Annotated in this window: 8 protein-coding genes; 4 read left to right on the top strand and 4 right to left on the bottom strand. The window is 32.3% G+C overall.

From position 1 onward, the window contains the following. Positions 1 to 476 precede the first annotated feature (476 nt). Positions 477 to 1,568 carry a redox-regulated ATPase YchF gene (ychF, locus tag RINTHH_RS08790; RefSeq protein ID WP_008235555.1) on the bottom strand — a complete coding sequence of 364 codons (1,092 nt, stop codon included), beginning with the start codon at positions 1,566 to 1,568 and terminating at the stop codon, positions 477 to 479. Between the two features lie 155 nt (positions 1,569 to 1,723). Between ychF and RINTHH_RS08785 the strand changes: the two genes are divergently transcribed. After that, entirely contained in the window at positions 1,724 to 3,226 is a 1,503-nt protein-coding gene (locus RINTHH_RS08785) for an aminotransferase class I/II-fold pyridoxal phosphate-dependent enzyme (protein ID WP_008235554.1), read from the top strand. Positions 3,227 to 3,493: 267 nt separating this feature from the next. On the opposite strand, the gene rpe is transcribed toward RINTHH_RS08785, so the two are convergent. Beyond that, a complete protein-coding gene (gene rpe / locus RINTHH_RS08780) occupies positions 3,494 to 4,195 on the bottom strand; it encodes a ribulose-phosphate 3-epimerase (protein WP_044304942.1) in 702 nt (233 codons plus the stop codon). Positions 4,196 to 5,734: 1,539 nt separating this feature from the next. Then, the gene (locus RINTHH_RS08775; RefSeq protein ID WP_008235551.1) at positions 5,735 to 6,208 is read right to left on the bottom strand and encodes a GNAT family N-acetyltransferase; all 474 of its coding nucleotides are present in this window, start codon (positions 6,206 to 6,208) and stop codon (positions 5,735 to 5,737) included. Positions 6,209 to 7,148: 940 nt separating this feature from the next. On the opposite strand from RINTHH_RS08775, the gene RINTHH_RS08770 reads away from it, so the two are divergent. Next, positions 7,149 to 8,105, top strand: a complete 957-nt coding sequence (locus tag RINTHH_RS08770) for a 50S ribosomal protein L11 methyltransferase (protein ID WP_008235548.1) — start codon at positions 7,149 to 7,151, stop codon at positions 8,103 to 8,105. 1,216 nt (positions 8,106 to 9,321) lie between these two features. Further along, positions 9,322 to 10,356, top strand: a complete 1,035-nt coding sequence (egtD, locus tag RINTHH_RS08765; RefSeq protein WP_008235547.1) for an L-histidine N(alpha)-methyltransferase — start codon at positions 9,322 to 9,324, stop codon at positions 10,354 to 10,356. 1,379 nt (positions 10,357 to 11,735) lie between these two features. Here egtD and RINTHH_RS08760 read toward each other — a convergent pair. Further along, positions 11,736 to 13,085, bottom strand: coding sequence for an S-layer homology domain-containing protein (locus RINTHH_RS08760; RefSeq protein ID WP_008235545.1), 1,350 nt, complete (start codon positions 13,083 to 13,085; stop codon positions 11,736 to 11,738). 360 nt (positions 13,086 to 13,445) lie between these two features. On the opposite strand from RINTHH_RS08760, the gene RINTHH_RS08755 reads away from it, so the two are divergent. Beyond that, complete coding sequence (locus RINTHH_RS08755; RefSeq protein ID WP_044304948.1) at positions 13,446 to 14,813, top strand: PrsW family glutamic-type intramembrane protease; 1,368 nt, start codon at positions 13,446 to 13,448, stop codon at positions 14,811 to 14,813. The last annotated feature ends 2,026 nt before the right edge of the window (positions 14,814 to 16,839 follow it).

The raw sequence follows: 16,839 nt of genomic DNA, 5'->3' as shown, positions 1-16,839 counted from the left end.
CTATGGCTGGTTTAAAGATGGTAACCACCAAATTAATATTCCTACTCTATAAGAGTAGGAATATTAATTTGTATCAATGAAATTTATAAAAGGCTATGTGAGTTAATCATCCATAGTTCAAGATCCATATTTACAGCATTATCCATATTTACAGCATTAAAAGTACAATTGTTATAGGTCAATATATTGGATTTTGATATTAGTGAAAATATTAAGGTAAGTAATTAATATTTTAGAATTTGAACTACTAGTATTACTAAAAACAGGTAGTATATAAGGGTGAGTATTTTAGATAAAAATGAACCCTCATTAACCCTATTTTTAACTCATTTAGTATTGGAATACTAGTTGTTCAAGAAATTACTCACTTTTATGACCACTCCACTAAATCTACAGGATGAATTATTCAAAAATGGTAAAATTTGGTTCTTTTTTTGTATAAGGAAGTCGATTATCTGATTCATCCCCAGCTTAATTCAGACATTAAAACGGAATAACATCACATCTCCCTCTTGAACAATATATTCTTTTCCTTCAATGCGAACTAAACCTTTTTCCTTTGCTGCATGAAGGGAATTAGAATTTACTAAGTCTTCATAGCTAATAGTTTCCGCTCGTATAAATCCCCGCTCAAAGTCTGTGTGAATTACACCTGCAGCTTGGGGCGCAGACATACCTGCTTTAATTGTCCAAGCATGAGTTTCTTTCTCCCCAGATGTAAAATATGTTCGTAAACCTAATAACTTATAAGTGGCAGGAATTAAAGATTTTAACTCTCCTTCCCCTACTCCTAAAGACTCTAGAAAACCTGCCCTATCCTCCTCTGATAATTCGATTAATTCGGTTTCTACTTGGGCAGAAACAATCACTACTTGGGTGTTATCCTCCACTGCAATGGCTCTTACTTGTTGAACAAAATCATTGCCATTAGCCAAGTCATCTTCCAATACATTAGCTGCATAAAGAATGGGTTTAGCAGTGAGAAGTCCTAAGTGTTTAATTGCTTCTATTTCTTCTTCATTTAAATCCACTTGACGAACTGATTTACCATCATCTAGTGTTTTAGCTAGTTTATCCAAAATAGTTAACTCAATCTGGACTTCCCTACTAGTACGTGCCTGCTTGCGAATACGTTCAACACGTTTTTCAATCTGTCCTAAATCGGCTAAAATTAATTCTAAGTTAATAGTTTCAATATCTCTTGCAGGATCTACAGAACCAGCAACATGAATAATATCATCATTTACAAAACATCTAACTACGTGAACTATTGCATCTACTTCCCGGATGTTAGATAAAAACTGGTTACCCAAACCTTCTCCTTGACTTGCGCCTTTCACTAACCCCGCAATATCTACAAATTCTATCCGTGTAGGAACGACTTGTTTTGACGAAGAAATCCTAGACAATACGTTTAACCGTTCGTCTGGCACAGTAACAACTCCGACATTCGGCTCAATAGTACAAAAAGGAAAATTGGCTGCTTCTGCTTTGGCACTAGCCACTAAAGCGTTGAACAAAGTAGATTTTCCCACATTTGGAAGTCCGATAATACCAGCTTTTAGCATTTTAAATTTTATATTAGAGAATCTGAAACTATGTATAAATCAAAGTTGATAAATTATAAAAGGGTTAACCTAACATGGTGACTTTGAATTTTACATAGTTTTTTTTGGGTGATAATTACCTGAAGTATACATCTCTATCCTAAATTATTTCCCCCATGTCATTAACTAGTCATTCGGATTGTTCCCAAATTGAAACTCCCTTATTAGAGACACTCTGGGACTGTGCAAATAAAACTCATACTGCTTTCTATACTCCTGGACATAAACGGGGAAAGGGAATTTCTCCACAGTTAGCCACTTATTTTGGTAAAGGTGTATTTCGATGTGACTTACCAGAATTAACTCCATTAGATAATTTACTTTCTCCTACTGGGGTAATTCAATCGGCCCAAAAATTGGCTTCACAAGCCTTTGGTGCATTACACACATGGTTTTTAATCAATGGTTCTACTTGTGGGATAGAAGCAGCAATTTTGGCAACCTGTGGTAGTGGAGAGAAAATTATTTTGTCCCGAAATATACACTCATCTGCAGTTTCTGGATTGATTCTTTCAGGGGCTGTTCCTATCTTTGTCAACCCGGAATATGACCCGATTTTAGATATTACTTATAGTATTACACCCCAGAGGGTATCCGAGGCCTTGGAGTTATATCCCGAAGCAAAAGCAGTAATGATAGTATACCCAACTTATTATGGGGTTTGTGGGGATATACATGCAATTGCTAAGATAGCCCATGATTATAATATCCCCCTATTAGTAGATGAAGCACATGGCGCACATTTTGCTTTCCACCAGCAATTACCCATCACTGCCTTATCAGCAGATGCAGATTTAGCAGTCCAGTCCACTCACAAGGTCTTAGGTGCAATGACCCAAGCATCCATGTTACATATTCAGGGTAATAGAATAGACAGAGACCGGGTAAATAAGGCTTTACAATTATTACAATCTACTAGCCCCAGTTATTTACTTTTAGCATCCCTAGATGCAGCGCGTCAGCAAATGGCTATCCATGGAGAGGAGTTAATGTCTCACACTTTGCAACTAGCAAGGCAAGCCAAAATTCGCATTAATAAAATTCCCAAATTATCGGTACTAGAAGTACCAAATCCTCCCTCTCTTGGGTTTGCGGCTTTGGATAAAACCCGATTAACTGTGAATGTTGAAAAATTGGGGTTGACTGGTTTTACAGCTGAAGAGATCCTGGACAAACAACTAGGTATTATATGTGAATTTGCATCCATTAAAAACCTGACTTTTATTATCAGTTTGGGTAATACTCAAGAAGATATTAATCATTTAGTAGAAGCACTTAGTGCTCTAGCACAAGAACATTGGCAACTAACAGGGCAAGATAGTATCGGTTACTCTTGTAAATATCCTATTTCTAAGGATGTTAGCAATTCTATGCTGCTCTTGCCAAGAGAAGCATTCTTTTCTAATACTGAGATACTACCAATTGATAGTGAAAAGCTTTGTGATAGGATTTGCGCAGAAATAATTTGTCCCTATCCCCCAGGAATCCCAGTATTAGTACCAGGAGAGTTGGTTTCCTATGAAGCTTTGATATACTTGCAACAAATAAAACAAATGGGGGGATTTATAAGTGGTTATGCAGATACCAGTGCTAACACTATTAAGGTTGTAAAGAGTTGATGAAGTCAGTAAGTTACTCTTCATGTTGAATGATATATTAGGAAGATTACTAATGAATAACTGTAGATGTAGTTTTTATTCAAGTAAAGCTGAGATCAACCTGGTATTTTTGATGAAGGAGATGGAAACAGGGGATAATTAGAGAATATAAAATATAAGTATTATAACTATGTTAAAAGCCAAAAATATGAGAAAAGAGTGTGTTAGATTTGTAAGCTTTCACACACCCTTGATGTTAGAAAAGTATGTCTTACTCAAAAGAATTAATTAAACCTGGGCTAGTTGATGTGCAGAGCGCCTGCTATTGCGAATGTCATAAATCGCTTTGGCATAATCAGGAGCCTTAAATACTGCTGAGCCTGCCACAATCGAATTTGCCCCAGCTTCTAAAACTTGCCAAGTATTATTTGCTTTCAACCCTCCATCTACTTCAATCCAAGGGTCTAACCCACGTTCATTACACAATTGTCGCAGTTTGCGAATTTTGGGTACTACTGCGGGGATGAAACTTTGACCACCAAAACCAGGGTTTACACTCATTATTAAAATAAGGTCACATACTTCTAAGACATAATCAATCAACTCTAAGGGAGTAGAAGGATTAAGTACAACCCCCGCTTGTTTGTCTAACTCCCTAATTTGACAGAGAGTTCTATATAAGTGGGGGGATGCATTATGTTCACAATGAACGGAAATAATATCTGCTCCTGCTTTAGCAAAATCCTCCACGTACTTTTCCGGTTCTACGATCATTAAATGTACATCCAAAGGCTTCTTTGTCACCGGACGAATCGCATCCACTACCAGGGGACCGACCGTAATATTGGGGACAAATCTACCATCCATTACATCGACATGAATCCAGTCAGCTCCAGCCGCATCGACTGCACGAATTTCATCTCCCAGACGGCTAAAATCTGCGGAGAGTATAGATGGAGAAATTACAGTGGATTTATTGGTTTTGGTCATGGCAAATGGGTTTTGATGCGTTCTTATCTGTAAATATCGTAACAAGATATTGAGCAAGATATTATTTATGATAAATCTAGTTTGTTTGCATCTAAAATAGAAGTTAATAGAACTCCTAAAGGATTGTTAAATATCAAAACTAGATCATAGTTAATAGTCTCGATTATCATTTAGGCATATGGTAGTATTGCAAGTGTAATTATGAATGTTATTAAAAGTAATTCATAGTCACGTGCAAGTAACTGGTTTGTGAGATTAACCAGCCAGTATTCTTAACAAATAGATTTATTTGAGGAAGATAATATTATCTTGGTTAATTGATGGATTATGATCAGTGGTTAGTTGCTTAGTAACAGAGTTTCTTCACCGATTACATGGAGGAGTTTTCAACTAAAGTCACTACTCTTCCAGTTATTCCTCAGTATGGATTAATCTGTGATGCTAACCGGACTATTGAGCTTAATAAGGAAGATAATTAAGGCTTAGTAGTATACAATAATACACTGTGGATATTTCATATATAAATGAGTTGAGACTTCCTATCTAGTATTTAACTATACTAGAATAAGCAGTGAAATAATTATGCTGAATCCACAATTATTATAGCTTTTACACATTCATTTTCAGATAATTTTGATTTTAAATATAGAAAATTATATTCTTTAGATAGTTTGTTGAAATTACTTTATTAGATAATGCAGATATTTTTTAATGTGGTTAAGAAAATAATAAATATGTATAAGCAATTTTATTTTTTTCTAAATATGTAAAGCTTTTAAGTGATGTATTGTAAATAGTCTAGTAACTATAAGTTTGTGGAATAAGTGAAATAATGAGTAATAAATACCAGAAATATAAAACCCAAATTATAATTGAGATTTGACATTAGTATATGGTTAAGTATTCAGCTAATTAAGTAGTAAATAAGGTTAAAAAATCAAATACATATCAGGTGCATAGTAAAAAGCCTTGTTCAGAAAAGCAGCAGATTAATATACCGGGTAGTAGATGTATCAATAGAATTATTAATATTGTATAGCTATTATGACTACAATAATAAATAGATAAAATCAATACAATAAATATTGAGATAGTAAAATTAGCTCAAAACTACTATAGAAATATAAATCAAAAAATATGATAAATAATAATTATTATAACATCAATAAGCTGGATACTAACTAATAGTATAACTAGATAGCCTTTATTCCAAAATAATTGGACTATTTATTATATTTAACAAATATGGCATTAGATTAAATACTAATTAATATGATAAAGTTACTAACTATAAATTAAGAAATGAATATAGAGTAATTACCAAGAGTACCAATAATCTTAATGTGCGTAATATACCTACTCAGCTACATATTACTTAGGGTGAAGTCTCTTAGATAAATACTATATAAAATAGTTTTTGTTGATTATTAATCTATCATATTTAATATATATGAGCACTTTTTATTTTATAAAATTAGAATCCCCTAATGATTTTAAAACCGAATAGGCTGAGATATTATTTAATGATAGGATTAATCGTTATTGTTGCAGCATCCCTTTATATATACCAGGTGTAGAATCCTTTATTTCTATAGCTCCTACAACTTTGCAATAAAATTCTTTTGGTCCAACACCTGCAATAATTGCATAAGCATATCCTTGTACAGACATGTCATTCAAGCAAGATAACAATAAGCCTTTTCCAATTCCCCTTCCCTGTGCAATTTCTAGTACACCCATAGGACCGAAAAAGTTTTTACAAGTACATTCATAACAGGCAAAACCAATTATTTTTTCATTCTCAATTGCTATCCAACAACTAACAGGCAAATTGTGGAATGCTACATCACACTCACTCATCCAAAAAAGGTTAAAGTTATCTCGAACCCAATTTACAACTAAGTGTTTTTCAGGAGCGATCGCGCGACGAATAGTAATACCCTGAATAAGTTGTTTATTGATTTCTATTCCTAAAGGTGGTAGGGCATATAGTTTTACTAGTAGATCTGTCATATGTTTATTGAATTGTAGATAAACATAAGTCTAGTTGATATATGCATAAACAATTAACTAAATATAATATGAATTGACTAGAAAGCAACTCAGGGTTAAAGTTAGAATTCTATAACATTATTTGTTTATAACGTTTATTTTAAGTTTTTATCATATTCATATTTCAATAAACTCATATTAGAAATTATCAAATACTGGCTAACATTTTCATATTTTCTAATTATATTTATGATAATATTATTGTATTCTCTAAACTAAATTCTAAGTTCCCTTTTAATATATTTATATATCAATACACTGGATTAATATCTTATATTAAAACTCTAAAATATTAAATAACTAGATTAAACTTTATGTAAAATAGAATATAGGATATTGGGAATTTTACACTTCATCTCAGAGAATATAATCGAAATACTGTATAGGTTTTTCTTATCTCAATCCCTATTAACTTTTGAGTGTAGTTCTACTAGTTTGCTGACTATCTAATAAAAGTCTATATTATTTTCCAGCAAGTCTACCGTGCTAAGTGAAGAATTCTATTAGAGAGGCTATCTTGATTATAAAGAATATAAAATAACCAATTTTTCTTGAGAGCTTGTAATTGCAAGCCCACAGTAACTCTTTCAGTCAAGACCTGACTTCTATCTTTAAAACTTTTTTAACATAGGTACTCCACAACTAAGATACTCTGCGAGAATACTGAACAGAAAAAGCCTCACAAAATAAAAATTTGTAATTCATTATATTTAACTACTAAGTTTGATATACACTAAGTTCTGTTCCGAAGGTTAATTTCCAGATTTCTACATAAGGTTGTTGTATGCCCAACAATATTGCTACAGGGTAAAAACGGAAAGATTTATCTGGCATTAATTTATCAGATTCTGCTTGTAAACCTGGAAATTAACTCATAAACATAATTCAGTCTATAATTTTTATGTGCACAACCCATTACAATTATACACAGTGGACAAAATTGACTATTAATACCACCGATGAAGCTGTTGACTGGGTTTACACATTACTCATAGATGCTGATTATGGTGGAGATATTTGTATTGTACCGTATACCAAATGTGATAATTTTTCCCCCTGGACATTTACCATCGAGTTACATTTAGGTGAAGATACTCGTACTTATCAACACATAGACAAAATTTCTAAGTTACTTATACCACTACAACATAATGGCATGATTGATGAGCTAGAAGTGTTGGAGGTGGAATCAAGGCTAATAAAAAAAGCTAGCATTTTTCAACGTAGGATTTGTGATCGTTTCTTAATTGTCCCTGCCCATCAAACTCATATAAATTCACTCCCAAATGATATTATCATTAAAATGAAACCCTCTCTAGCTTTTGGTAGCGGTTTTCATCCAGCGACCATTTTAAGTTTACAATTACTAGAAAAATATGTTACTCCTGGTATGCATGCTTTAGACATGGGTTGTGGTTCTGGTATTTTGAGTATAGCACTTGCAAAACTGGGGGCATCCGTATTGGCCGTAGATAATGATGCGATAGCAGTAAAAACAACTAAGGAATCAGTCTTATTAAATAATGTAGATGCACAAGTCATTATTACTGAGGGGAGTCTAGGACAGGGTATTACTTTAGGACATTGGATGGGTCGAAAGATTAGGAATGATATCCAAGTAATTAATAATCAACAAAAATTCAAATTAATAGTGGCAAATATATTTGCTCGCACTCATATTACCCTGGTAAAGGATTATCAACAGGCACTGGTGAAAAATGGTATTTTGATATTATCTGGATTTATTGATGATTATACCCCATCAATTATATCGGCTATGGAGAAGCAAAAATTTTCCCTCATTGGCAAAGAAAAAATTTGTGAATGGGAATCTTTAGCCTTCATTCTTAAAGTATAGACAATATGCAAATATCACCATTAAAACTCACCAATATTTGGTTTTGTTACATAGGGACTTTTAGAAAAAAATTACATTAACCATTTGGGATACTGTGCATCAAAATACCCCATTTTTTTCATACATTGGTAATTTCGTTTATAAATAACTAATAACTCACCTTGTAGTTAATATCTGACGAAATTGGAGGGCATGAAATGTCTGTTACCAATTAGATAAAATATATGATTATTATCAATAATTACAGCAAATATAGATTTGTATAGGCAATGACTAGGTTGAATTTAAAGGCCTACTAATTTCTACTAGAAAGCTCTAATGAATGTCTATGATAAAATATATTTCACAGCATTTGAGATACCTTTAAAATTAAGAGATAAAGTATATAAACCTTCGTTAGGAACAATTTCAATTCTATTCAGTTTCAGATTCAGATATTACTTGATATTTGATTTGCCACAACTTTTAACTAAAATAATTTTCTTCCCACTCTTATAACTAAATTAATGATTACAAGCAAGTCTAAAATATATTGAGAATATATCTTGGGTCAAAGAATAGAATTGCCAAGATATTAACTGAAGAACTAATAGTATGGAATAGTCAAGGACTATTTGTAAGTATTAATCGATATTAAAAAAAAGTGATGGTTGATGGAGCTAAATTTCTTATTAAATATTTCTTAAAATGAGAAAATAAAATATTTAATAATTCAAAGAAACGGGACAAGCATACTCGTAAGAAAATGGTAGCAATGAATTATAGTGAGAGGATATTAAACTTAAATAAGATAAACTTAGAAACAGTTTACAATGAAGAAGCTACTCTATTATGAAGGTATAGTAGTAAATATTCCCAATTACATTACTATGGTAATTTGTAACAAGAGTAGGAGAATAAAATCCTAGAATTAAGTCAATCATATATAGATAGAAAAAGCACTTTTACTATAGTGAGAAAATTTAGTGGGGTGAGCAAAGATTATTATCATAGAATTAATAATTTTGATTGTAATTAGATAACCATTGATAGCTAGAGTGTAGTATTTCTGTTTGGCTGCAGTATAAAAACTGTGGAGAAATAAATAAAATTAAATTCAAAAGAATTTAATTTTATTTATTTCTCCACAGTGATAATTGTTAAATAATTTTAGAGAATTTAGAATTTGCTGGAAAGTATTATATAAAGAGCAAGTAAATATACTGATCATGGAATTATGCAAGTATATAATGCTAGCAGTGGCAATATTAACAACCCAAGTAATATATGTGAACGGCTACAGCTTCAGCACTTATCAGAACTTCCCCAAGTCGAGCACATAAATGTTGGAAGCGATTTAGCTGAAGGATTAACACAAACACCAAAAACTTTACCTTTTAAGTATTTATATGATGATCGAGGTTCAGAATTATTTGAACAAATTTGTAAACTACAAGAATATTATCCGACTCGTACTGAAACAAAAATATTGCAGGAGTTTGCTGGTGAGGTTGTCACAATTACTGGTGCTAGCGAGTTAGTAGAATTGGGTAGTGGCAGTTCTATCAAAACCCGAATTCTATTGGATCAATATCAGAAGTTGGGTTATCTAATGTACTATTTACCCATAGACGTGAGTGGAGGAATCTTGGAAGTAACTGCTAGACAATTATTACAGGATTATCCAACCTTAGAAGTACATGGTTTAGTAGGAACTTACCAAGAAGCATTGATGAAATTACAACCAACAAAATTGCCCACTCGGACAATCGCTTTTCTTGGTAGTAGTCTGGGTAATATGACTCCCCAAGGAGCCGATAATTTGTTTTCCCAGATAGCGGATATTTTGCAAGTAGGTGAATATTTTCTTTTGGGAGTAGACTTACAAAAACCTAGGGAAATTGTAGAGGCTGCTTATAATGATAGTCAGGGAGTAACAGCTGCATTTAACTTAAATATATTGGAGCATATCAACCGCAGATTTGATGGTAACTTTGACACAAGTCAGTTTATGCATTGCGCAATCTACAATCAAACAGAACAAAAGATTGAAATGCATTTACAAAGTTTGACCGCACAAACTGTAGAACTAAACAATCTTAACCTCAAAGTTAATTTTCTGCCTGGAGAAACAATCCGTACAGAAATTTCTCGGAAGTTTGATTTACATACCATCCAAAAAGATTTACGGGAATACAAGTTGATTCCACAAAAAGTGTGGCATGATGAACATCAATGGTTTGGACTAATTCTATGCCGTTTATGTTCATGAGACAATGAGGCGATAATTTTTACAAAAACCTTATACTGGGAGACTGTAGTTAAAGGAATTAACTTGCCTCTCTCCAATGAGTCTTAAATTCCTATATCGAATCATGTTCACCTTGTAAGGATTCATTTGTTCTACCGACATATGAGACAGATGACATATTTCTCTTATGAATTTGAACTCCTTTTTAATATCATCCATCAGTAGTGTTTTTATTGTTCAATTCATTGATGCTATCTAGATACAACTGATGCTCTGCAGAACGGTTGCAGGCTAAAACAGCAACAAATAATGTTTTTGAGATACAAGAGGGAATGAGTAAAGTTAGTAACCACATGAATATAATACTAAAGTACTACTTGGTTGTATCAAGACATTATGTGGAAGATTTAAATCTATGAATACTAACCTTTTCTGTTATTATCTTTTGTTTGTTAATCTTAAATAGCATTATTTTCTGATTTTCAATAAGTTTTGACATGCGCATGTCAAAACTTATTGAAACAAGTATTCATATCAAAACAAAACTCCTCAGATTATTTCTAGATTTTCTTAATCCGAATTTTCAGGTGTAAATTGTCAAAGTTTATCCTATCAATTTTAGAGTTTTATATGCATGTGGATATGCCAGATTTTTTATGCCTGTTCTACAATTTTGTCTCCTGTAAGTCTTAAAAAAATGTGCTGTTTAGTCATAAAAACTGTTATTCTGACTGTAAATATGCGTAGCAAAAACGAATATAACTATAATATCTCGAATACATTCAAGTTATAAATAATGACTATTACAACTCATTAGAGTAGGAATTCCTACCAATTTAAAGGGAAAAATTCAACTAAGTTTCTCAGTACAACTACTTCCAAATTTAAGTATATAAAACAAGTATCTTATTCAAAGGTACTATAAATATATTTGTGCATTATTCCTGGTGTGTGGAAGAGCTAAGTATTTAAGAGCCTGATGTCTTCTAGCTCTTTTGCCATATTGGTTTGCTTTCCACTCACCATATGGGTAATTGAGGATGATAGTACCAAAAAAAATACTGTAACTTACTTGAGTCAAAAATAACAGATAAAGTATAGAAGGCTTAACAGCTTGACTGAGTATGTTAAGCCTGATGATAGTCGATCAAATATTTCTCTTTATATCAAAAGTTACTGCTAAAAGTAGTTTTACTTTAGCTGAATATAACATCAAACTACCATTTTCGATGAGATATTCACATGCTACCTAATCATAAAAGACAATTATCTCTGACAGTAGTAAATGCAACAATCATTTATACACTAACAGAGAAATTACTGGTGAGCCCGTCTAATTATTAATTAGACCATAAGACCTAATTGAATCAAATCAACACTTGAATTCGATTAATAAATTTTTAATTCCTTAACTTAGCAGCCTCAATAGCCGATACCCCTTCCCATTCTGTACCAAAGTACCATAAACTTGCAGCGGCTTCAGCACAGGTCACTGCTTTCTTTGGTTGAAATAATGTGGTATAAGCAAATACCCGACGTATATTAGATTTTTCACCATTTTGATAATCTGCTAATAGTGCTCGTAAAACCTTAGGGGCAATTTTATCGACATCTTGAAAACCCCAGACTTTTTTTACTAAGTTGATATCTGCCTTTGGCAAACTTTCACGTATATCTAAGGGTACTTTCCACAACAATAACTGTTCTCTAGTTAGAGGTGCATCTGGACGAAATAAAACTACCCTAGTATCTCCGGACAATGAACTAGAGATTAGTCCTGCTTCTGCCAAACCCTGAATTATGGGAAAACCTGGATCTTGGGATGAAATATCCTTAAATACTGGGCGATCATTTACTGATGCTAAACGAATCTGTTTTGCTGGGTTATTAATATACATAGAATTATTTGCCCCTAACAACCAATAAGCATATTCTCTTCTAGTAATAATTTTATTGGGTTTAAATTGCTTATCTGTATTACTGGCACTATTATTACTATTTTTATTAGGCTCTTTTAAAATACCTAGTAGAGTCAAATCCTTAATATATTGGCGTAACTGCTGTGGCCCTTTATTATTATCTTCAATAATTGAAGATGTATTTTTTGATTGTTTTGATTGTATAGTTTGGCTTACAGACTGTGGTTTTGATTCTTGTTTTAACACAGGTTTAATCAATTCTGACTTCTCTAGTTTGGGAAGATTGGTTTGGTATTGAGGAGTATTATGTCTCTGATTGGCTATATATGCAATGCTGATTTCCGTATCCATATAAATTTTTGATTGCCCAGATGAAGTCTTGTTTAACTTTTGAGGCTGAATTGAAATATTGACTCCTACATGATTACGTTTTGCAAATAAAACACTTTGAAAATTTTTTGTGATTTGTTTACCATTGATAATTTCCCAATTATTTTTTTGCAATTGTTGAGTATAAAAGTCAGTAATCATACTACTAGGGTCTTTACTGAGCCACTGGATAGTTATCTTATTATCAATACCTTGGGATGTTTTTATTTCTAGCAGTTTGGCATTTGGGTAAATAGGAATACCTTGTGGAAAATCTGCGGGTAAATTGACTCTGAATTTTGTTGATTCATTATGGTCGATACTAATATTCTTAGCTCCAGTAACTGTCTTATTCTTTTGTAACCTAGAATCAGGAGCTAATGACTCCTCTATAAATGAACCAATTTTTCCATCGGCACAAGCTGTTAATAAGGGAATAATAATAATCCAAAATAAATACACAATATAAATTCTGAAGTGCAACACTTTTTTTCATCACAAACTACTCTCTAATTTCCAGATTAACGTAGACTTGGTTAATTTGATGATCTAGTGGATAATCAATATAAAACACGTGGATGTAATAGTGTTATTTATTCTGAGCCGGTAATTTATTTTTATATTTGAGTTCTTGGATACTAAGCTCGCTAGCTATGGATGATAAATCTTGAATAGAGCTAGAGTATTCTCACCTTCAAAATTCATAAATTTGTGGACTATGAGTTAATTTACAGTGCATCTAACCATACTGCTAATTTAAATAGAGTAAAGCTCTGCAATTCCACAAGTATCAATAGTTCATTTAGCAATCATCTCCATGCAATGGCAGATAATAACCCAAGAAAATATGCATTGGTGCGATTAGTATCAGAGAATAGAGTAGTTCTAGGGAGTGATTTTATTTATTCTTTAGCTCTTGATAAAGATATTGTAATCGGACGAGATCCCAATTGTGAAATTATTTTAGATGCCATGATGTATAGGATGGTCTCTCGTCGTCATGCTATTTTTCGCCCCCTATACACATCAGCAGATGGTAATATCAATTGGATAATACAGGACCTAAATAGTGCCAATGGAACCTATATAAATGGTCACAGACTACAAGGTCCTCAAAAATTACAACTAGGCGACCGTGTTCGATTAGGTGATGACGGACCAGAATTTGTATTTGAGTATGAGTTAAATACCTTTTCCACAGCATTCGAGCAAACAACTCCTCCCCCACCAAAAGATGTTGCCAATTCTTCCCACTTACACTCATCAGACTCAGCAAGTTTTACCCAGTTATTTCCTATTTTTTCTACAGGTAAGGATTTAACTCGCAAGGCTTATTTAATTCCAGGAATTTTCATGGTTGTCTTTGTTATTTTAATGTTTGCTACTTTAGACAAACCCGAATTAAATCAAGTTCTAGTTGCAACTTTTATTGCCTTAGCTGCATATTATTTCTTTATCTATTTGTTGTGTGGAAAGCATAAGCCTTGGTGGATACTTATCGGTTCAGCACTAGCAACTATTACAATTCTCCTCAGTCCCTTATTAGATATATTTATTATTATATTTCGTGATATTCTACCTGGTGGGCTACCTCCTAATCAGGATACTATAACTTTCAAAGAACTATTAGTCAGAATGTTTTTTGGTGCTGGTTTAATGGAAGAGTTGCTAAAAGCACTACCAATTTTAGGGGCTTTTCTAGTTGGAAGATCATTACCTTTTCCATGGCGAGAACGTGTCGGTGTATGGGAACCTTTAGATGGTATTCTCTTAGGAACAGCTTCTGCAGCAGGTTTTACACTCTTAGAAACACTGGGACAGTACATACCACAAGTTACTCAAAATGTTGCCGAACAAGAAGGAGTCATCAGTGCAGGTTTACTAGCAGGTTTCCAACTGCTGATACCAAGAATACTCGGCTCTTTACCTGGACATATGGCTTATAGTGGTTACTTAGGTTACTTTATTGGGTTAGCAGTTCTCAAACCGGGGAAGGGCTGGCAAACTTTGTTAATAGGGTATTTGACTGCATCTGCACTTCATGCCTTATGGAATGCTACTGGTATTATTAGTAATATACTATTGGCAGTTGTTGGTATTATATCTTATGCCTTCCTAATGGCAGCTATTTTGAAAGCCAGAGCTCTTTCTCCAACGCGATCACAAAATTTTGCTACACGATTTTTATGATTAAAATGGGATATTAATTCCCAGGAAAATTTTCTTTAATTAATTATCAAATTCTGATTTATGAAGGAATTAATTGAAAATTAATGCTTCATATCTTTATGGTAAAAATATTATTTAAATTCGGGAAATACTCTATGTAATTTTATTTATGGTAGACTTTGCCTTACTCTGGAGAGAATTATAGTACATAAAAAACTAGTCAACTTAACAATAAGTTGCTTTACCTTTAATTTAAGGAGCTGATTCTATGATGACATCAAAATAAAAATATTATGAAGATGATAGTCATAGATATTCAACCATGGTAACAAATTTACATGGCTATATCAAACATCTAATTGAAAGCATAAGATATAATAAAACTAGATGAATCAAAGCTAAAAAGGCTAAAAAAATTCTTGTAGTAACTACACTTGATTTAAGTGTTAATAACATTCCATATTCGGTGCTATTCTCAAATATTTTAAGTTTGATGGTGTTAACTAAAGGGTAGGCGAAACTAAAGGTATCGGGTTTGATTTTTGATCAAACTTTTTTGTGTAAAATTTATAAAAGTTCATTTGATATAGAAAATTATCAAAAGCAATTATGCAAAACAACAGTTGAGTAGGAAGTTGCTAAAATTTTCCACTTTAACAAAATTAAAGAGATGGAATTATATAAGTACACTTAATAATTATTTGGTATTTTATATTCAATATAATTAAAAATATATACTATAGTTGAGTGCAGTTATTTGAAATGATAATTTAAGTCAGCATATTGAGGTTTATTCATGACTCATATACCTGCAATATGTTTAAAACAAGAGTAATCTGTTTAGAAACCAGAATATAACCTTCAAGTCTAGCAATCAAATCTGGTAGCTAAATTCCTAAACATGGTAATAAATTTGGATGTGCTCTAAAAACTCCAAAATATTCATATCAAATATTTGTATTAACTTAGATTCACTCTATATTATAAAATTTAGGATAAACATTTTAAAGTAGAAAGATCAAACCAATTATATATTAGTTATACAGAAAATTATAACCTCTTTTCAGAAGTTAACATTGATGAAAGGAACTAAACAGAGAAATATAAGGCTAAAATTGGAAATAGTAAAAGTGTAATTAACAGCTTAATTTATCTGTTTCAAAACTGAAAATTAGTATTTTATTTAATACTTCCGAAGTAAAATAAGTATGTTTTAAAACTCAAAGATAATATATAGAAATAGCTCTAAATTTAGGTAATACAGTACCTAATTCTACCCAAGTCTCTAGTAAGGGTGACATTAATCTTTATAATTGGGTTTATAAAGACTATATAGTAATGTTCTCAAATCCCTCGTAATATAACCATTTGGACAATTAATTGGTCACTGTTGCCAAATTCACACCGGAGCTTGAAAAGCCTAATGTTAAGTGTATTGCCACCAGTGTTGATAATGTGCAGTCTCATACTGGATAGATAAGTGATGTTGAGGAAACCCAAGATACAAAATTTAATTATCCAATTCTAGCACTTCCAGATTAAAAGTTTTCTGAATTATATGATATAGTTTACCCTAGTGCTGATAATAAAGTGATATTAAAAACATTATTCATAATCTATCATAATAAAAAGCTACGTCTGACTTTAACTTAATCCTCCTAATACTGGACGAAACTTTAATAAAATTTACGTGAGATTAATTCTTTCCAATTAACATATAAATACAGTGTTACCACACTAGCAAACTGGCAAAATGGTTATAATTACGTAATTGTACTGGCTCTAAAAGATATCAAAGAATTGAAACATAAATTCTCCGGCTTTCTGTAAATCAGACCCAACCTAGGTAACACTCCTCAGCCTAATAAGTAAAGTGAAATACGTCTGATTTTTTTATTATTTAGGTGAGTTATTCTCACCCTTTCATACTCTTGTAGTTGTTCTAGGTAGTCTATTGAAGAGCTCATGAAGAACGCTATGCCAGCAGTGAGTAAAACTCATTTGCTCAATTGTAAGCTAGTTAAACTTATAAAAAATACTAGTAATC

The organism is Richelia intracellularis HH01 (genome assembly GCF_000350105.1).
Taxonomy (GTDB): domain Bacteria; phylum Cyanobacteriota; class Cyanobacteriia; order Cyanobacteriales; family Nostocaceae; genus Richelia; species Richelia intracellularis.
The sequence above is the reverse complement of the archived record's forward strand: the minus strand, read 5'-3'. Positions and strand labels throughout refer to the sequence as shown.